This is a genomic window from Actinotalea sp. (genome assembly GCF_035443605.1).
Taxonomy (GTDB): domain Bacteria; phylum Actinomycetota; class Actinomycetes; order Actinomycetales; family Cellulomonadaceae; genus Actinotalea.
On the sequence record NZ_DAORSQ010000073.1, the window covers coordinates 1 to 13,852 of the forward strand.

The following is a 13,852-nucleotide window of genomic DNA, read 5'->3' on the forward strand; positions in this document are numbered from 1 at the left end:
ACCTGCGGATGCCCGGCGGGGAGTCCGGCCACGAGGTCTATGCGCGGTACGACGCGGTGCTCGAGGAGCTCGCGGCGTCCGGCGCCGGCACCGCGGTGGCGGTCAGCCACGGGGCGATCATCCGGTCGTGGTGCGCCGCGCGGGCCGGCGTGCCGGTGGCGCACGTCGAGGCCCACCCGCTGACCAACACGGGCGTCGTCGTGCTCGACGGCAGCCCTGCGGCCGGCTGGACGGCCCTGACCTGGGAGGACCACGCGATCGGCGGGCTGCGGGTCGAGTCCCACGACGACGGGCCGGCCGGTGAGCCGTTCCTCGAGTGACAGCCCGGCCCGGGCTGGCGCCATGCATACCCCTGGGGGTATGCTGAACCCGATCGACCCCTTGAGGAGAAGACCATGTCGACCGTCGACCTGACTGCCGAGACGTTCGAGCAGACGATCCGGGACAACCCCATCGTGCTGCTCGACTTCTGGGCCGCCTGGTGCGCGCCGTGCCACATGTTCAGCCCGGTGTTCGACACCGCGTCCGCGCGGCACGACGGCATCGTCTTCGGCAAGGTCGACACCGACGCGCAGCAGGCCTTGGCCGTCAGCCTGGGGATCACCTCGATCCCGACGCTCATGGCCTTCCGGGACGGCATCCAGGTGCACTCCGAGGCCGGCGTCATGCCCCTGCCCGCTCTGGAGAAGATCATCACGACCGTGCGCGGCCTCGACATGGACGCTGTCCGCGCCCGGGCCGCCACCGAACCCACCGACTGACGCCGTCGCACCACCCCCATCACCCGAGGAGAACCCCCTATGTGCAGCCCCGCTCGTTGCTCGTCCTGCGGCAAGGTCACCTGGTCCGGCTGCGGCCAGCACGTCGCCGCCGTCATGGCCTCCTTCCCCGTCGACCAGCGCTGCACCTGCCGCTGATCACCCCCGTCCGACGCAGCACGGTGGGCCGTCGGGCGACGGCCACCGTGCTGCGTCCGGGTGACCGCCGGGATGACTGCGGTCACGGCTAGACTCGGGCCGTGATCTTCAAGGCAGTCGGCGAGGGGCGCCCGTACCCCGATCATGGCCTGACCACGCCCAAGCAGTGGGCGGAGGTCCCGCCGCGCCAGGTGCGCCTGGACGAGCTCGTGACCACCAAGAAGACCCTGAGCCTTGACGCCCTGCTCTCGGAGGACTCCACCTTCTTCGGGGACCTGTTCGCGCACGTCGTGCAGTACCAGGGCGTGCTCTACCTCGAGGACGGGCTGCACCGCGCCGTGCGCGCCGCACTCGCGCAGCGACCCATCCTGCACGCGCGCGTCCTGGTGCTGGACTCCTGATGGCCGCCCCCAGCCCGGACCGCCAGCGCACGCTGCGCCGTCGCCACCTGCACGAGCGGCAGGCCGTCGTCTTCGGCTCGCTCGTCGCGGCGCTCGCCGTCGTCGGCCTGGGCTCCGCCGCGGTCTACACCGGGGTGATGTCAGCGCCCTTCCTCGACCGCGAGTTCAGCTCCCCCCCGCCCGAGGAGACGGGCGCTGCGCTACCGCCGGCCCCGTGCCCCGCCGAGGGCACGCTGCCGCTGCCGTACGGCTCGGTGCAGGTGAGCGTCCTCAACGGCTCCGGGCGCACCGGGCTCGCAGGCGCAACCGCGACCGGCCTGACCACGCGCGGCTTCGTCGTGCTCACCACCGGCAACTACCCCGCGTCGCTGTCCGGTACCGCCCAGATCACCTTCGGCGAGGCCGGGATCGCGGCGGCCTACACGCTCGCGGCACAGGTCGACCAGCCGGTCCTGGTGCTCGACACACGCGTCGACGCCACGGTCGACCTCGTGCTCGGCGACGCGTACGCGGACCTGCTCGACCCTGCCGCCGTGGTGCTCGACCCCGCCGTCCCGCTGGTGGGCGTCACGGGCTGCGTCCCGCTCGAGGAGGCCCGGGCGTCCGCGATCCCCGGCCCGACACCCTCGCCCACGGAGGAGACGCTCCAGGACGGCGGCGACCCGGCGACAGAGGAGCCCGTCGCGCCGCCCGCCGAGGGCTGATCTCCCACGCATCACGAGAGGGGCCCACCCGGCGACCTGCCCGGTGGGCCCCTCTCGTCGAGTCGTGCGGCTCAGTGCTGCGGCTCAGCGCTCCAGCTCGGTACCGCCGGGCACCGACGCCGGGGTGAGCGCCTCGTCGTGCGTCCCGCGCCACCGCGAGATCGAGCGCATGAGGTGGTAGATCCCGATCGCCGCGGCCGTGCCGAGCGCGATGCCGGCGAAGGTCACGTCCCCGGCCACCCACGTGTAGTCGGCAATCCCGACGACGAGCGCGACGGCGGCGGTCGTGAGGTTCACCGGGTCGGAGAAGTCGACCTTGTTCTGCACCCAGATGCGCGCACCGAGAATGCCGATCATGCCGTAGAGCACGGTCGTCGCCCCGCCCAGCACGCCGCCGGGGATGGTGGCCACGAGTGCGCCGAACTTGGGCGAGAGACTGAGTACCAGGGCGGTCGCCGCGGCCACCCAGTACGCCGCCGTGGAGTACACGCGCGTCGCGGCCATGACGCCGATGTTCTCGGCGTAGGTCGTCGTGCCCGAGCCGCCGCCGGCGCCCGCGAGGGTCGTGGCGATGCCGTCGGCGAACAGCGCACGCCCGATGACCGGGTCGAGGTCCTTGCCCGTCATCGCGGCGACGGACTTCACGTGCCCGACGTTCTCCGCGATGAGCACGAAGACCACGGGGACGAACAGGCCCAGCACGGCCAGGTCGAACGACGGTGCGGTGAAGGTCGGCAGTCCCACCCACGCGGCGGCACCGACCGTGGCGAAGTCGATCTCGCCGCGCAGCACGGCCACGAGGTAGCCCGTCAGCACGCCGAGCAGGATGGCGAGGCGGCCGAGGATCCCGCGGAACAGCACGGTGATGAGGATGATCGAGAGCAGCGTGACCAGCGCCGTCACCGGCGAGACCTGGAAGTTGGTCCAGGCGACGGGGGCAAGGTTGAGGCCGATGAGCGCGACGATCGTGCCGGTCACCACGGGCGGCATGACGACGTCGATCCAGCGCGACCCGGCCAGGTGGACCACCACGCCGACGACGGCGAGCAGCAGCCCGGTGACCATGACGCCACCGAGCGCGACAGCCATCCCGCCCGAGGCGTTGGCCGCGGCGATAGGGGCGAGGAAGGCGAAGCTCGACCCGAGGTAGCTGGGCAGCCGGTTGCCGGTGATGAGCAGGAAGAGCACCGTGCCGACGGCGGAGAAGAACAGCGTCGTGGCCGGCGGCAGGCCCGTGATGAGTGGGACGAGGAAGGTCGCGCCGAACATCGCGACGACGTGCTGCATGCCGATGCCGACGGTCCGCGGCCAGCTGAGCCGCTCGTCCGGGGCGACGACGGCGCCCGGCGCCACCCGCCGCCCGTCACCGTGCACGCTCCAACCGATGCTGCTCATGGGTCTTGCTCCCTCACGATGGGGTGGTTGCCGACAGGGGCGCGGCCGCGCCCGAGGCCGGGGACGAGACTAGCGAGCCCACCGTGCGCGCGCGGACGCTGTGGGATGCTGTTGGTCACGTCCACACCCTCAGGAGCGCCGTGAGCCAGCCCACCCCGCCGCCGTTCGACCCGACCGCCGGCCAGCAGCCCTACACCCCGCCCGTGCCGGCCCCCGAGCCGTACGGTCAGCAGCCGTACGCCCAGCAGCCCTACGCGCAGCAGCCGTACGGCCAGCCGTACGCCCAGCAGCCCTACGGGCAGGCCTACCCGCAGCAGGGCTACGCCGGTGCCCTCGCCCCGGCGAACAACGCCATGGCGCTCGTGTCGCTCATCTCGGGCATCGTCGGCCTGACGCTCATCCCCTTCATCGGCTCGATCGTCGCCGTCATCACGGGGCACATGGCCAAGCGGCAGATCGCCCAGACGGGTGAAGGTGGCAGCGGGATGGCCACCGGTGGCCTGGTGACCGGCTACATCGGGGATGCGCTCGGCGTCATCGCCGTCATCGGACTCATCGCCTTCTGGGGTCTGATCGCCGCGTCCGGGAACGTCACGTACAACTGATCCGACCCACCGGCGGCCCGGCCCGCCCCGGCGGCGCGCCGGGCGCCCGGCCGCTGCGGGTCGCGCTGTGGTGCGCCTTCGGCGCGGTGCACGCGTGGCTGACCTGGGTGGGCGTGGTGCTCGCGCCCGCCGCGGCGTTCTGGGACCTCGACCTCTACCGCTGGTGGATGTACCGCGCGCTGGTCGAGGGCACCTGGCCGGTGCTCGACGACCCCTGGGTCTACCCCGCGGGCGCCGTGCTGCCGATGCTGCTGCCCGGCCTCGGCAGCACGGTCTCCACCCCGCAGTACGCGCTCGGCTGGTGCCTGCTGGTGGCCCTGCTCGACGGCGCGGCCCTCGCGGTGCTCCTGCGGCTGCCGCGCGGCGCGGCGGCCGCAGGGTGGTGGACGGCTGCGCTGCTGCTGCTCGGGCCCGTGGCGCTGGGCCGGCTCGACGCCGTCATCACACCGCTGAGCATGGTGGCGCTCGCCGTGGCCGCGACACCCGGTGCGCGAGGGCGCCGCGCCCGGGTGGCCACGGCCCTCCTCACGGCCGGTGCGTGGGTCAAGGTCGCGCCCGGCGCGCTGCTGCTCCCGCTCGCCGCCGCCGCCCGCCGCCCGTGGCGCGACGTCGTGCTCCCGGCCGGCCTGGTCACCGCCGCGTTGGTGGGGGCCGTCGCCGCCGGCGGCGGGGGGGCCCGGCTCGGCTCGTTCCTCACCACCCAGACCGGCCGAGGACTCCAGCTCGAGGCGGTCGGCGCCACGCCGTGGGTGCTCGCCACCCTGGGGCGCGACGACGTCACGATCGCGCTGGACGAGGCCCTGGTCACCTACCAGGTGCACGGCCCGGGCACGACGGCGGCGGCGCGGGCGCTCGACGTCGTGCTCGTGGGGGCCGTGCTGACCGTCGCCGCCGTGCTGGTGCACGCGCGCCGTCGGGGCCGGGCGCCCGCGGCGCTGCTCCCCGCGGCCCTGGCGCTGAGCACCGCCCTCGTCGTGGCGAACAAGGTCGGCTCGCCGCAGTACCTGACGTGGCTCGTCCCACCCGTGGCGGTGCTCCTGGCGGTGGGCACGCCCGACGGGTGGGCGCGGGACGCGCAGCACCGGTGGCTCGTGGCCGCGGCCGGCCTGGCCCTGCTCGCGTCGGGGCTGACCCAGGTGGTCTTCCCCTGGGGGTACCCGGCGCTGCTCGCGGGCGACCCGACGATCGCCGTCGTGCTCACGCTGCGCAACGCGACCCTGGTCGCGGTCCTCGCGTGCGCCGCCGTCGGGCTCCGCGCCGCGCTCCGGCCCCCGCCCCCGCGCTGAACCTCACCGGTCGACCCTGAGGGTGGGCAGGCGTGGCAGCGTCGTGCCTGCACCCCGGCGCCGTCGGGCCACCGCCGAGCCGACGTTGACGTGTGGGTACGGTCAGCCGACTCTAGGGGCCACCGGTCGGCAGCACGGTGGCGCGAGGTGGTCGAGGCGTCCGGGCGCGGTCCTCGACCTCCCGATGGTGGGCCCCGCCGAAGGCGCGCTTGTCGCGGTAGAGCGCGTCGTCTGCGTCGCGGAGCAGGTCCGCGGTGGACGTGTGGTCCACCACGTTGGTCGTGGCACCTCCGGCGCTGATGCGCACACCGATCTGCCTGGCGTCAGGGCCCAGCGCCGCATCGACTGCCCCTTGGAGCCGGGCGATGACGGCCGGCATCTCGGCGTCCCGGGCGCCAGGGACGAGGACCGCGAACTCGTCGCCACCCAGCCGGGCGACGGTGTCCGAGGGTCGGACAGCCCTGGCGAGCGCTTCGGCCACGGCCTGGAGCAAGGCATCGCCTTCGGGGTGGCCGAGGGTGTCGTTGTACGCCTTGAACCTGTCGAGGTCGAGCATCACCAGCCCGAGCGGCGTGCAGTCCTGGGCGGCCCTGGCACGCTCGGCCTCCAGCGCGGCGTCGAACACCCGGCGGTTGGCGATACCGGTCAGCGGGTCCGTGCGGCTCAGGCGCTCGACCTGAGCGAGGAGTTCGGAGTTGCGCCTGCGTTGGCGTCGCTCCTCGGTCCGTGCGGAGAACTCAGCGCGATCGGAGCGGTGACGGAGGTAGTGACCACCAACCCCGATGATGATGGCCGTCCCCAGGTACCACGCGGCGACGGCGAGCTTGGCCGGCGCGACCGGCTCTGGAGCGGCGACCACGGCGATGGTGAGCGCACCGACGGACACGGCGTCGATGACGACCGAGTAGCGCCAGTGCCAGGCGATGAACACGGCTGTCGCGTAGATGGCCAAGGAGAACCCGAGAAGGTAGGCCTCGAACGCGGCCTGAGCTCGGGGCAGCATCCAGGCAATGCCCACCTGGACCGGGATGAGGAGTCCGAGGGCCGCCGCGTCGGTCCGCCAGCTGGGTGCCGATCTCACCAGGACGATCCACGCGACGACGACAAGGGCGCCGGCGGCGAGCCGCACCGTGAGGAAGTCAGCGGCGTGCTCCGGGACGAGGACCCGGTCGAATGCCGCCCAGCCCACCATCACGGTCGCGCACAGCACACCCAGGACTGAGCCGGTCTTGCGGGTCTGGACCCGCAACTCGTGCTGGAACCGCGTCGAAGGTGCGGCGATCCGGGTGGGGGCCCGGCACCGGCGGGGTGGGGTCGTGCGACGCGGGAATGTCATCATTGCCTCCCGACCACCATCGTCGTCCCTGCGCCCACTGTGAGGACTTGCGCCCCACCCGTCGCCGCCCGACCAGTGCTGCCGGACTCCGGTGTGGGCTATCACCCGAGCCGCGGGACGACCTCGCGCGCGACGAGGTCGAGGTGGTCCAGGTCGGCCAGGTCCAGCACCTGCAGGTAGACGCGCTGCGCCCCGGCCTCGGCCAGCGCGCCCAACCGGTCCACGGCTTCGGTGACGGTCCCCGCGACGCCGTGCGCTCGCAGCTCGGCCGGGTCACGGCCGATCGCCCCGGCCCGTCGCGCCACCTCGGCGTCGTCCGCCCCGACGCACAGCACCAGCGCGACGGACCGCACCAGGGTGTGCGGGTCGCGACCGATCTCCTCGCACGCGGCGGCGACCCGGCCGTAGAGCATCGGCAGGTCGGCGAGCTCCGGGAAGCCGGCGTTGAACTCCGCCGCGTACCGGGCGGCCAGCGCCGGGGTCCGCCGCGGCCCGCCACCGCCGACGATCACCGGCACGCCCGCGCCACCGCCGACCCCGGCCCGCTGCACGGGCTTGGGCAGCGCCGGGGAGTCGGTCAGCGTGTAGTGCTCGCCGGCGAAGTCGTACCGCTCCCCCACCGGGGTGCGCCACAGCCCGGTGACCAGCTCGAGCTGCTCGGCCAGCAGGCCGAAGCGCTTGTCCGGGAACGGGATGCCGTAGGCGGCGTGCTCGGCGGCGAACCACCCGGCGCCCAGCCCCAGCTCCACGCGCCCGCCGGACATCTGGTCCACCTGCGCCACCTGGATCGCCAGCACGCCGGGGTGCCGGAACGTCGCCGAGCTGACCAGCGTTCCGAGCCGGAGCCGACGGGTCTCGCGGGCCAGACCGGCCAGCGTGGTCCAGGCGTCCGTCGGCCCGGGCAGGCCGTCGCCGCCCATCGCGAGGTAGTGGTCGGAACGGAAGAACCCGTCGAAGCCGAGGGTCTCGGTGGCTCGCGCCACCCGCAGGACGTCGTCGTAGCTCGCGCCCTGCTGGGGCTCGGTGAAGATGCGCAGGTCCATGGGCCCAGCCTGCCATCGGACGCACCGGCGGCGCAGGGGACGCAGGCACGGCGCCGAGGGCGACGGCTCAGAAGACCGTCAGACCCCGGGCCCGGAACTGGTGGCGCACACGCTCGACGAGCTCGGGCGTGGGCGGGTGCGCGTCGTCGAGCTCGTAACGCATGCCCAGGCTCTCCCACTTGTCCCGACCCATCTGGTGGAACGGCAGCACCTCGACCCGGCTCACGGTCGTCAGGGTCGACACGTAGTCGGCGACGAGCTCGACGTTCGCCTCGTCGTCGGTCAGCCCCGGCACCAGCACGAACCGCACCCAGATCTCGATGCCGTGCTCCACGAGCCGCCGGCCGAACGCCAGCGTGGGCGCGAGCTCCTGGCCCGTGACGCGCTTGTAGGTCTCCGGGTCCCCGGACTTCACGTCGAGCAGCACGAGGTCGATGTCGTCGAGCATCGCGTCGGTGCACGCCGCGCCGAGGAACCCCGAGGTGTCGATGGCGGTGTGGATGCCCATCTCCTTGGCGCCGCGCAGCAGGCGGGCCACGAAGGCGGGCTGCATGAGCGGCTCCCCGCCGGAGATCGTCAGGCCGCCATGCGTGGCGAGGAGCACCCCGAGGTAGCGGCGCAGCCGAGCGAGCACCTCGACCGTCTCGATGGGCCGGCCGCGGCGCATCTCGATGGTGTCGGGGTTGTGGCAGTACAGGCAGCGCAGCGGGCAGCCGGACAGGAAGGTGGTCAGGCGCGTGCCGGGGCCGTCGACGGCCGTGACGAGCTCCCAGGAGTGCAGCGAACCCAGCTCGCCCGAGCGCATCTGCGCGAGGCGGTCGGAGCGGTCGGCCTCGGAGAGCTCGAGCCCCGCGGTGCCCGACGTCGCCCGGTGGTGGCTGCCCCCGGTGACCGGCACGTCGAGCAGGACGATCGGCGCACCGACCGGCGTCGTCTCAGGGGCGGTCATGGGTCCTAGTGTCCACTGCTCGGGCCCGAAAAGTCATGTGACGCAGGGTGGAGCGGCTCGGCGGCTCCGGCGTGGCGACGGGCGCTAGTCCTGGGGCGCACCCGGGACCTTGTCGGTGACGTCGTCGTACGTCGCGGCCGCCGGCAGCGCGGCGGGTGCGTAGACGAGCTGCACGACACCCGTCGGGAAGACGTCCGAACGCAGCAGCCGCAAGGGGTATATCGGCTCCCCCTCGTCGAAGAGGCGCTCGCCGTGCCGCGCGGCGACCGGGTGGACCAGCAGGCGCAGCTCGTCGAGGAGGCCAGCGGCGAGCAGCTGACGCACCACCGAGATCGAGCCGGCCACGAGGATCTTGGCCACGCCCGGCTCGGCAGCGAGAGCCCGCACGGTCTCGACGAGATCCCCGCGCACGGCCTCGACGTTGCGCCAACCGAGGTCCTGCTGACCACGCGTCGCGACCACCTTGCGCGTGTCGCCCAGCTGGGCCGCGAAGGTCGCGTCCTCGCCGCCGGCCGCCTCCCGCCCCGGCCACGCCCCCGCGAAGCTGTCGTAGGTGACCCGGCCCAGCAGCAGCACGTCGACGTCCTCGTAGTCCTGGCCCACCGCGGCGCCCATGTGCTCGTCGAAGTACGGGAAGTGCCACGCGGGGTCGATCTCGACGACGCCGTCGAGCGAGATGAACAGGGTCGAGACGATCGTCGCCATGGGATCCTCCGGGTTGCGTGCGCGCCGTCACCGCACGGCAGGTCGGACCATCACACCGCAGCAACCGCGGAGGCGCCTCCCGCGGCGCCCGAGGGCGGGACGACGGTGCGATGCTCCGACCGTCACACCTCGGCCAGGACGCGTGCGGCCCACGGCTCGAGCGCGATCTCCTGACCCGCGGCGAGCCGCTCTCCCCCCACCAGGTCGCGGACCGGCGCCGGGACGGTGGCGGTCGCCGGGCCGGAGCTCCAGTTGCTGAGGAACCACGTGCGGGCTCCAGCCTCGTTGGTCCCCGAGGCGACGGTCACGGTCGCGGAACGCGTCCACCGGGCCGCGAGGGGCTCGGGCACCGCCCAGCGGAGGAGATCGGCGCCGAGGGTGGGGTTGGGCTGCGTGCCGACGTACGTGATGCGGCCGGCCCCGGTGGTGCAGGTCGTCACCGCAGGGTGCACGCCGAGCTCGGGGTGGTCGTACCGGGCGAGGACGTCGGCGTGCTCGACGTGCAGCAGGTCGAGCCAGCGCGTGGCGGCGGCGTCCGGCGACGGCGTGAACCCGCCCGATCCGGTCACCGGGACCGGCCGCTCCAGGTTGGAGAACTCCTCGTACCAGACCCCGGCGGGCTCGGCCAGGAGTGCCGGCGCGACGGCGAGCCGGGCCCGCGCCTCCTCGTCCGCGTAGCCCGTGCGGATGCCGACGACGAGGTGCCCGCCCGCCGCGGCGTAGTCGGTCAGGAACGACAGCGTCTCGTCGGTCGCCGCGTACAGCGCCGGGGCGACGAGCACCGGGTGCCGTGCGGCGAAGGCAGCCGCGTCGGTACCCAGCTGGTCGGGGTGCACGATCCGGGCCTGCGACCCGGAGTCGATGATCCCGCGGTAGAACGCGTCGAAGATCTGCGCGTACGCGGTGCGGTCGGGCTCCATGTCCGCCGTGTGGAAGGGAGGCATGAACTCGAGCGCCCACCTGCTGTCGTTCGAGTACAGGATCGCGACGTCCGCGTCGGGGACGTAGCCGTCCAGCCCGGAGCCGATCGCACGCAGGGCGGCCCCGATCTCCGAGACCTCGCGGTACACGCGCCCGGGGCGCTGGCTGTGCGGCAGGATGCCTCCCCAATAGGTCTCCGTGCCGTAGTGCAGGGAGTGCCAGTGCCAGTACTCGACCATGGCGGCGCCGCGGGAGACCAGCGCGAAGGCGGCCAGCTGGAGCTGACCGGGATAGCCCGGGTAGTTGTGGGCGCTGCCGGAGATGGTCGACGCGTTGGTCTCCGTGATGAGGAACCTCTCCTGCTTGCTGGACCAGGTGCGGTCCGCCTGCCGGAACAGGCCCCACACCCCCGTCGTCGACCACGGGGTGATCGGCGTCAGGTCCTTCCCGACCGCCAGGTGGTCCTGCATCCCGTAGTACGGGTTGCCGGCGGTGACGTCCAGGGCGCGGACCAGGTCCGCGTCGTGCACCGCGGGCCGCGGGTAGGCGATGCAGGTCGTGACGAACTGGTCCGGCCTTGAGTACTCCCGCACCAGCCCCGCCTGCCAGGCGATGTACTCCGTCGTGAGGTCGGCCTGGAACCGGCGCCAGGCGAGGTCGTACTGCGGCAGGGAGTTGCCGTCCGGCGTCCACAGCTCGCTCCACTGCGCGATCCGGTGCGACCAGTACGTCAGGCCCCACTCACGGTTCAGCGTGTCCACGTCCCCGTACTGCGCGCGCAGACGGTCGACGAACTCGCTGAACACGTGAGCGTTGAAGAAGATCGCCCCCGGCTCGTTGTCGACCTGGAAGCCGATGACGGCGGGGTGCTCCGCGTACCGCCCGACGACGGCGCGGATGATCCGCTCGGCGTAGACCCGGAACGTGGGGTGCGCGTAGTCGATCTCCTGGCGCGATCCCCACGGCATCGGCCGGCCGGTGCCCTGCTCCGCGGCGATCTCCGGGTGCTTGACCTGCAGCCACGGTGGGATCGCGTAGGTGGGCGTGCCCAGGATGACCTCGATGCCGCGCGCGTGGGCGCCGTCGAGGACGGGGAGGAGCCACTCCGTGTCGAGCTCACCGTCCCGCGGCTCCCACGTCGACCACACGGACTCCCCGACGCGGATCACCGTCAGCCCGGCCGCGACCATGAGGTCCAGGTCCTCCTCGAGCCGGTCGCTCAGCTGGTACTCCGCGTAGTACGCGGCGCCGTAGCGGATGCCGGTCAGCGAGGGGCGCGAGGGCTTGACGTCGCTCATGGCACGAGCTCCTTCGGTCGGACACGGCCGGGCGCCCGTCCTGGACCGGCACGCGATGGTCCTCGCCACTGTAGGGCCCCGGTCCGCGCCCGCCCGGAGACCCGCGAGGGCCACCCACCAGCACGACGAAACCCCTCGCCGCGAGCCCTTCCGGGCTCCCCGCGAGGGGTTCTGTCACGTCGAGGGCCTGAGTTGTGTCAGGCACCCGTGGCGGTAGCGGTGGGATTTGAACCCACGGAGGACTTTCACCCTCACACGCTTTCGAGGCGTGCTCCTTAGGCCGCTCGGACACGCTACCTCGCGGGCGAGGATACCCGGTCGGCGGGGTCGGGTGTGAATCGGCGGCGCGAGGGCCGGCCGGCCCGTCGAGGCCGTCGTACCGTGAGCGGGTGACCCGACCGCCCGAGACCGCCTCCGCCCACGGTCCGGCGCTCGACCCGGCGCTCGACCCCGCCGCAGGCCTCGACGCCGCCGTCGCGCTGCTGGCCGGCCGCAGCCTCGCCGTGCTCACCGGCGCGGGGATCTCCACCGACTCCGGCATCCCCGACTACCGCGGCCCGGACTCCCCGCCCCGCACGCCGATGACCTACGAGCAGTTCGTCTCGGACGCCGCCTTCCGGCGCACCTACTGGGCGCGCAACCACGTGGGCTGGCGGCACGTGGACCGCACCCGGCCCAACGCCGGGCACCGCGCGCTGGCCCGGCTGGAGGAGCGCGGCGTCGTCGTCGGCGTCATCACGCAGAACGTCGACCGCCTGCACCACCTCGCCGGCAGCCGCACGGTCATCGACCTGCACGGCACGTACGCCGACGTCGTCTGCCTGGCCTGCGGGGCCCGCACCACGCGCGACGCACTCGCCGCGCGGCTCGAGCACCTCAACCCGGGCTTCGCCGAGCGCGCCGCCGTGGCCGACGTCGAGATCGCGCCCGACGCCGACGCGGTCATCGCCTCGACCGAGGGGTTCGTGGTGGCGGGCTGCGAGCGCTGCGGCGGGATGCTCAAGCCGGAGATCGTCTACTTCGGCGAGAACGTGCCGCGCGAGCGGGTGGACCGGGCGTTCGCGCTCGTGGACTCCGCCCAGGCGCTGCTGGTCGCCGGGACCTCGCTCGCGGTGATGTCGGGCCTGCGCTTCGTGCGGCACGCGGCGCGTGCGGGGCGGCCCGTCGTCGTCGTCAACCGTGGTGCGACGCGCGGGGACCACCTCGCCGACGTCCGGGTCCACGCCGGCACGTCGGAGCTGCTGCCCGCGCTCGCCGAGCGCCTCCCCGCCGGCCGGGCACTGTGACCCGTGGCGTGCCAGTTCTGGAACCGATCCGGGCGTCGCCGGCCCGATCGGTTCCAGAACCGCGCGGGGAGGGCGGGCGTGCAGAGGGGTCAGGCCCGGTGGGGGGTGAAGAAGTCCCGCAGGAGGGCTGCGCACTCGGCCTCGAGCACGCCGCCGACCACCTCGACCGTGTGGTTGAGCCGGCGGTCGCGCACGAGGTCGTGCACCGAGCCGGTCGCGCCGGCCTTGGGGTCCCAGGCGCCGAGCACCAGGCGCGGCACGCGGGCCAGCACCAGCGCCCCCGCGCACATGGCGCACGGCTCGAGGGTGACGACGAGCGTGCAGTCGTCCAGCCGCCACCGCCCGAGGGTCGCGGCGGCGGCGCGCAGCGCGAGCACCTCGGCGTGGGCCGTCGGGTCCCCGGTCGCCTCGCGCGCGTTGTGCCCGCTCCCGACGACCTCGCCGCGCGGCCCGAGCACGACGGCGCCCACGGGCACGTCCCCCGTCACCAGCGCGGCCCGCGCCTCGTCCAGGGCCGCGCGCATGTGCTCGACGTCCGCCTCCCGTGCCACCCGCCCAGCCTGCCACGTCGCCCCCCACCGGCCGGTACGGTGCTCCCATGCGCCTGCACGTCGCGGACCACCCGCTCGTCGCCCACAAGCTCACCCTCCTGCGGGACGAGCGGACCCCCTCGCCGACGTTCCGGGCCCTCGTGGAGGAGCTCGTCACGCTCCTCGCGTACGAGGCGACCCGCGAGGTGCGTACGGAGCCCAAGGAGGTCAAGACCCCCGTCGCCACGACGATGGGCACGCACCTCACCCAGCCCCGACCCCTGGTGGTCCCGATCCTGCGCGCGGGTCTGGGCATGCTCGAGGGGATGACCCGCCTGCTGCCGAGCGCCGAGGTCGGGTTCCTCGGGCTGCAGCGCGACGAGGAGACCCTCGAGGCGATCACCTACGCCAACCGGCTGCCCGACGACCTCTCGGGCCGTCAGTGCTACGTGCTCGACCCCATGCTCGCCACGGGC

General features: G+C 73.6%; 16 protein-coding genes and 1 tRNA gene. 9 read left to right on the forward strand and 8 right to left on the reverse strand.

Going from position 1 to position 13,852, the window contains the following annotated elements; all coding sequences use genetic code 11:
• From PKY62_RS09205 to PKY62_RS09220, 5 genes are all read left to right on the forward strand, one after another.
• On the forward strand, positions 1-320 hold a 320-nt coding region (locus PKY62_RS09205), incomplete at its 5' end, for a histidine phosphatase family protein (RefSeq protein ID WP_324536413.1).
• Positions 321-395: 75 nt separating this feature from the next.
• Entirely contained in the window at positions 396-761 is a 366-nt protein-coding gene (trxA, locus tag PKY62_RS09210; protein ID WP_324536414.1) for a thioredoxin, read from the forward strand.
• 39 nt (positions 762-800) lie between these two features.
• Positions 801-917: a DUF8730 family Cys-rich protein gene (locus PKY62_RS13375; RefSeq protein ID WP_502875824.1), complete on the forward strand. Its 117-nt coding sequence runs from the start codon at positions 801-803 to the stop codon at positions 915-917.
• A 101-nt stretch (positions 918-1,018) separates the two neighbouring features.
• Complete coding sequence (locus PKY62_RS09215; protein WP_324536415.1) at positions 1,019-1,318, forward strand: type II toxin-antitoxin system VapB family antitoxin; 300 nt, start codon at positions 1,019-1,021, stop codon at positions 1,316-1,318.
• Positions 1,318-2,022 carry a LytR C-terminal domain-containing protein gene (locus PKY62_RS09220; protein WP_324536416.1) on the forward strand — a complete coding sequence of 235 codons (705 nt, stop codon included), beginning with the start codon at positions 1,318-1,320 and terminating at the stop codon, positions 2,020-2,022. Before PKY62_RS09215 ends, PKY62_RS09220 begins: the two co-directional genes overlap by 1 nt.
• An 84-nt stretch (positions 2,023-2,106) precedes the next feature.
• Here the strand turns inward: PKY62_RS09220 and PKY62_RS09225 are convergent, their stop codons facing one another.
• Positions 2,107-3,417, reverse strand: coding sequence for a uracil-xanthine permease family protein (locus tag PKY62_RS09225; protein WP_324536417.1), 1,311 nt, complete (start codon positions 3,415-3,417; stop codon positions 2,107-2,109).
• Positions 3,418-3,557: 140 nt separating this feature from the next.
• On the opposite strand from PKY62_RS09225, the gene PKY62_RS09230 reads away from it, so the two are divergent.
• Both PKY62_RS09230 and PKY62_RS09235 read left to right on the forward strand, forming a co-directional pair.
• The gene (locus PKY62_RS09230) at positions 3,558-4,022 is read left to right on the forward strand and encodes a DUF4190 domain-containing protein (RefSeq protein ID WP_324536418.1); all 465 of its coding nucleotides are present in this window, start codon (positions 3,558-3,560) and stop codon (positions 4,020-4,022) included.
• 86 nt (positions 4,023-4,108) lie between these two features.
• Complete coding sequence (locus PKY62_RS09235) at positions 4,109-5,308, forward strand: hypothetical protein (RefSeq protein WP_324536419.1); 1,200 nt, start codon at positions 4,109-4,111, stop codon at positions 5,306-5,308.
• Positions 5,309-5,420: 112 nt separating this feature from the next.
• Here PKY62_RS09235 and PKY62_RS09240 read toward each other — a convergent pair whose 3' ends face one another.
• The 6 genes from PKY62_RS09240 to PKY62_RS09265 form a co-directional block, all read right to left on the reverse strand.
• Positions 5,421-6,557, reverse strand: a complete 1,137-nt coding sequence (locus tag PKY62_RS09240; RefSeq protein WP_324536420.1) for a GGDEF domain-containing protein — start codon at positions 6,555-6,557, stop codon at positions 5,421-5,423.
• 188 nt (positions 6,558-6,745) lie between these two features.
• Positions 6,746-7,687: a TIGR03560 family F420-dependent LLM class oxidoreductase gene (locus PKY62_RS09245; RefSeq protein ID WP_324536421.1), complete on the reverse strand. Its 942-nt coding sequence runs from the start codon at positions 7,685-7,687 to the stop codon at positions 6,746-6,748.
• Positions 7,688-7,754: 67 nt separating this feature from the next.
• Positions 7,755-8,636 carry a pyruvate formate-lyase-activating protein gene (pflA, locus tag PKY62_RS09250; RefSeq protein WP_324536422.1) on the reverse strand — a complete coding sequence of 294 codons (882 nt, stop codon included), beginning with the start codon at positions 8,634-8,636 and terminating at the stop codon, positions 7,755-7,757.
• Positions 8,637-8,720: 84 nt separating this feature from the next.
• Positions 8,721-9,341, reverse strand: coding sequence for a dihydrofolate reductase family protein (locus PKY62_RS09255; protein WP_324536423.1), 621 nt, complete (start codon positions 9,339-9,341; stop codon positions 8,721-8,723).
• A gap of 122 nt (positions 9,342-9,463) precedes the next feature.
• On the reverse strand, positions 9,464-11,560 hold the full coding sequence (locus PKY62_RS09260; RefSeq protein ID WP_324536424.1) for a beta-galactosidase: 2,097 nt from the start codon (positions 11,558-11,560) through the stop codon (positions 9,464-9,466).
• A 208-nt stretch (positions 11,561-11,768) separates the two neighbouring features.
• Positions 11,769-11,858, reverse strand: a tRNA-Ser gene (locus PKY62_RS09265).
• A gap of 91 nt (positions 11,859-11,949) precedes the next feature.
• Here PKY62_RS09265 and PKY62_RS09270 point away from each other — a divergent pair.
• Positions 11,950-12,846 (forward strand): NAD-dependent protein deacetylase, encoded by an 897-nt coding sequence (locus PKY62_RS09270; protein WP_502875825.1) that lies wholly within the window; start codon positions 11,950-11,952, stop codon positions 12,844-12,846.
• Positions 12,847-12,935: 89 nt separating this feature from the next.
• Here PKY62_RS09270 and tadA read toward each other — a convergent pair whose 3' ends face one another.
• Positions 12,936-13,397 carry a tRNA adenosine(34) deaminase TadA gene (gene tadA, locus PKY62_RS09275; protein ID WP_324536425.1) on the reverse strand — a complete coding sequence of 154 codons (462 nt, stop codon included), beginning with the start codon at positions 13,395-13,397 and terminating at the stop codon, positions 12,936-12,938.
• A gap of 47 nt (positions 13,398-13,444) precedes the next feature.
• On the opposite strand from tadA, the gene upp reads away from it, so the two are divergent.
• Positions 13,445-13,852 (forward strand): uracil phosphoribosyltransferase (upp, locus tag PKY62_RS09280; protein WP_324536426.1); only part of this gene is annotated, 408 nt, incomplete at its 3' end.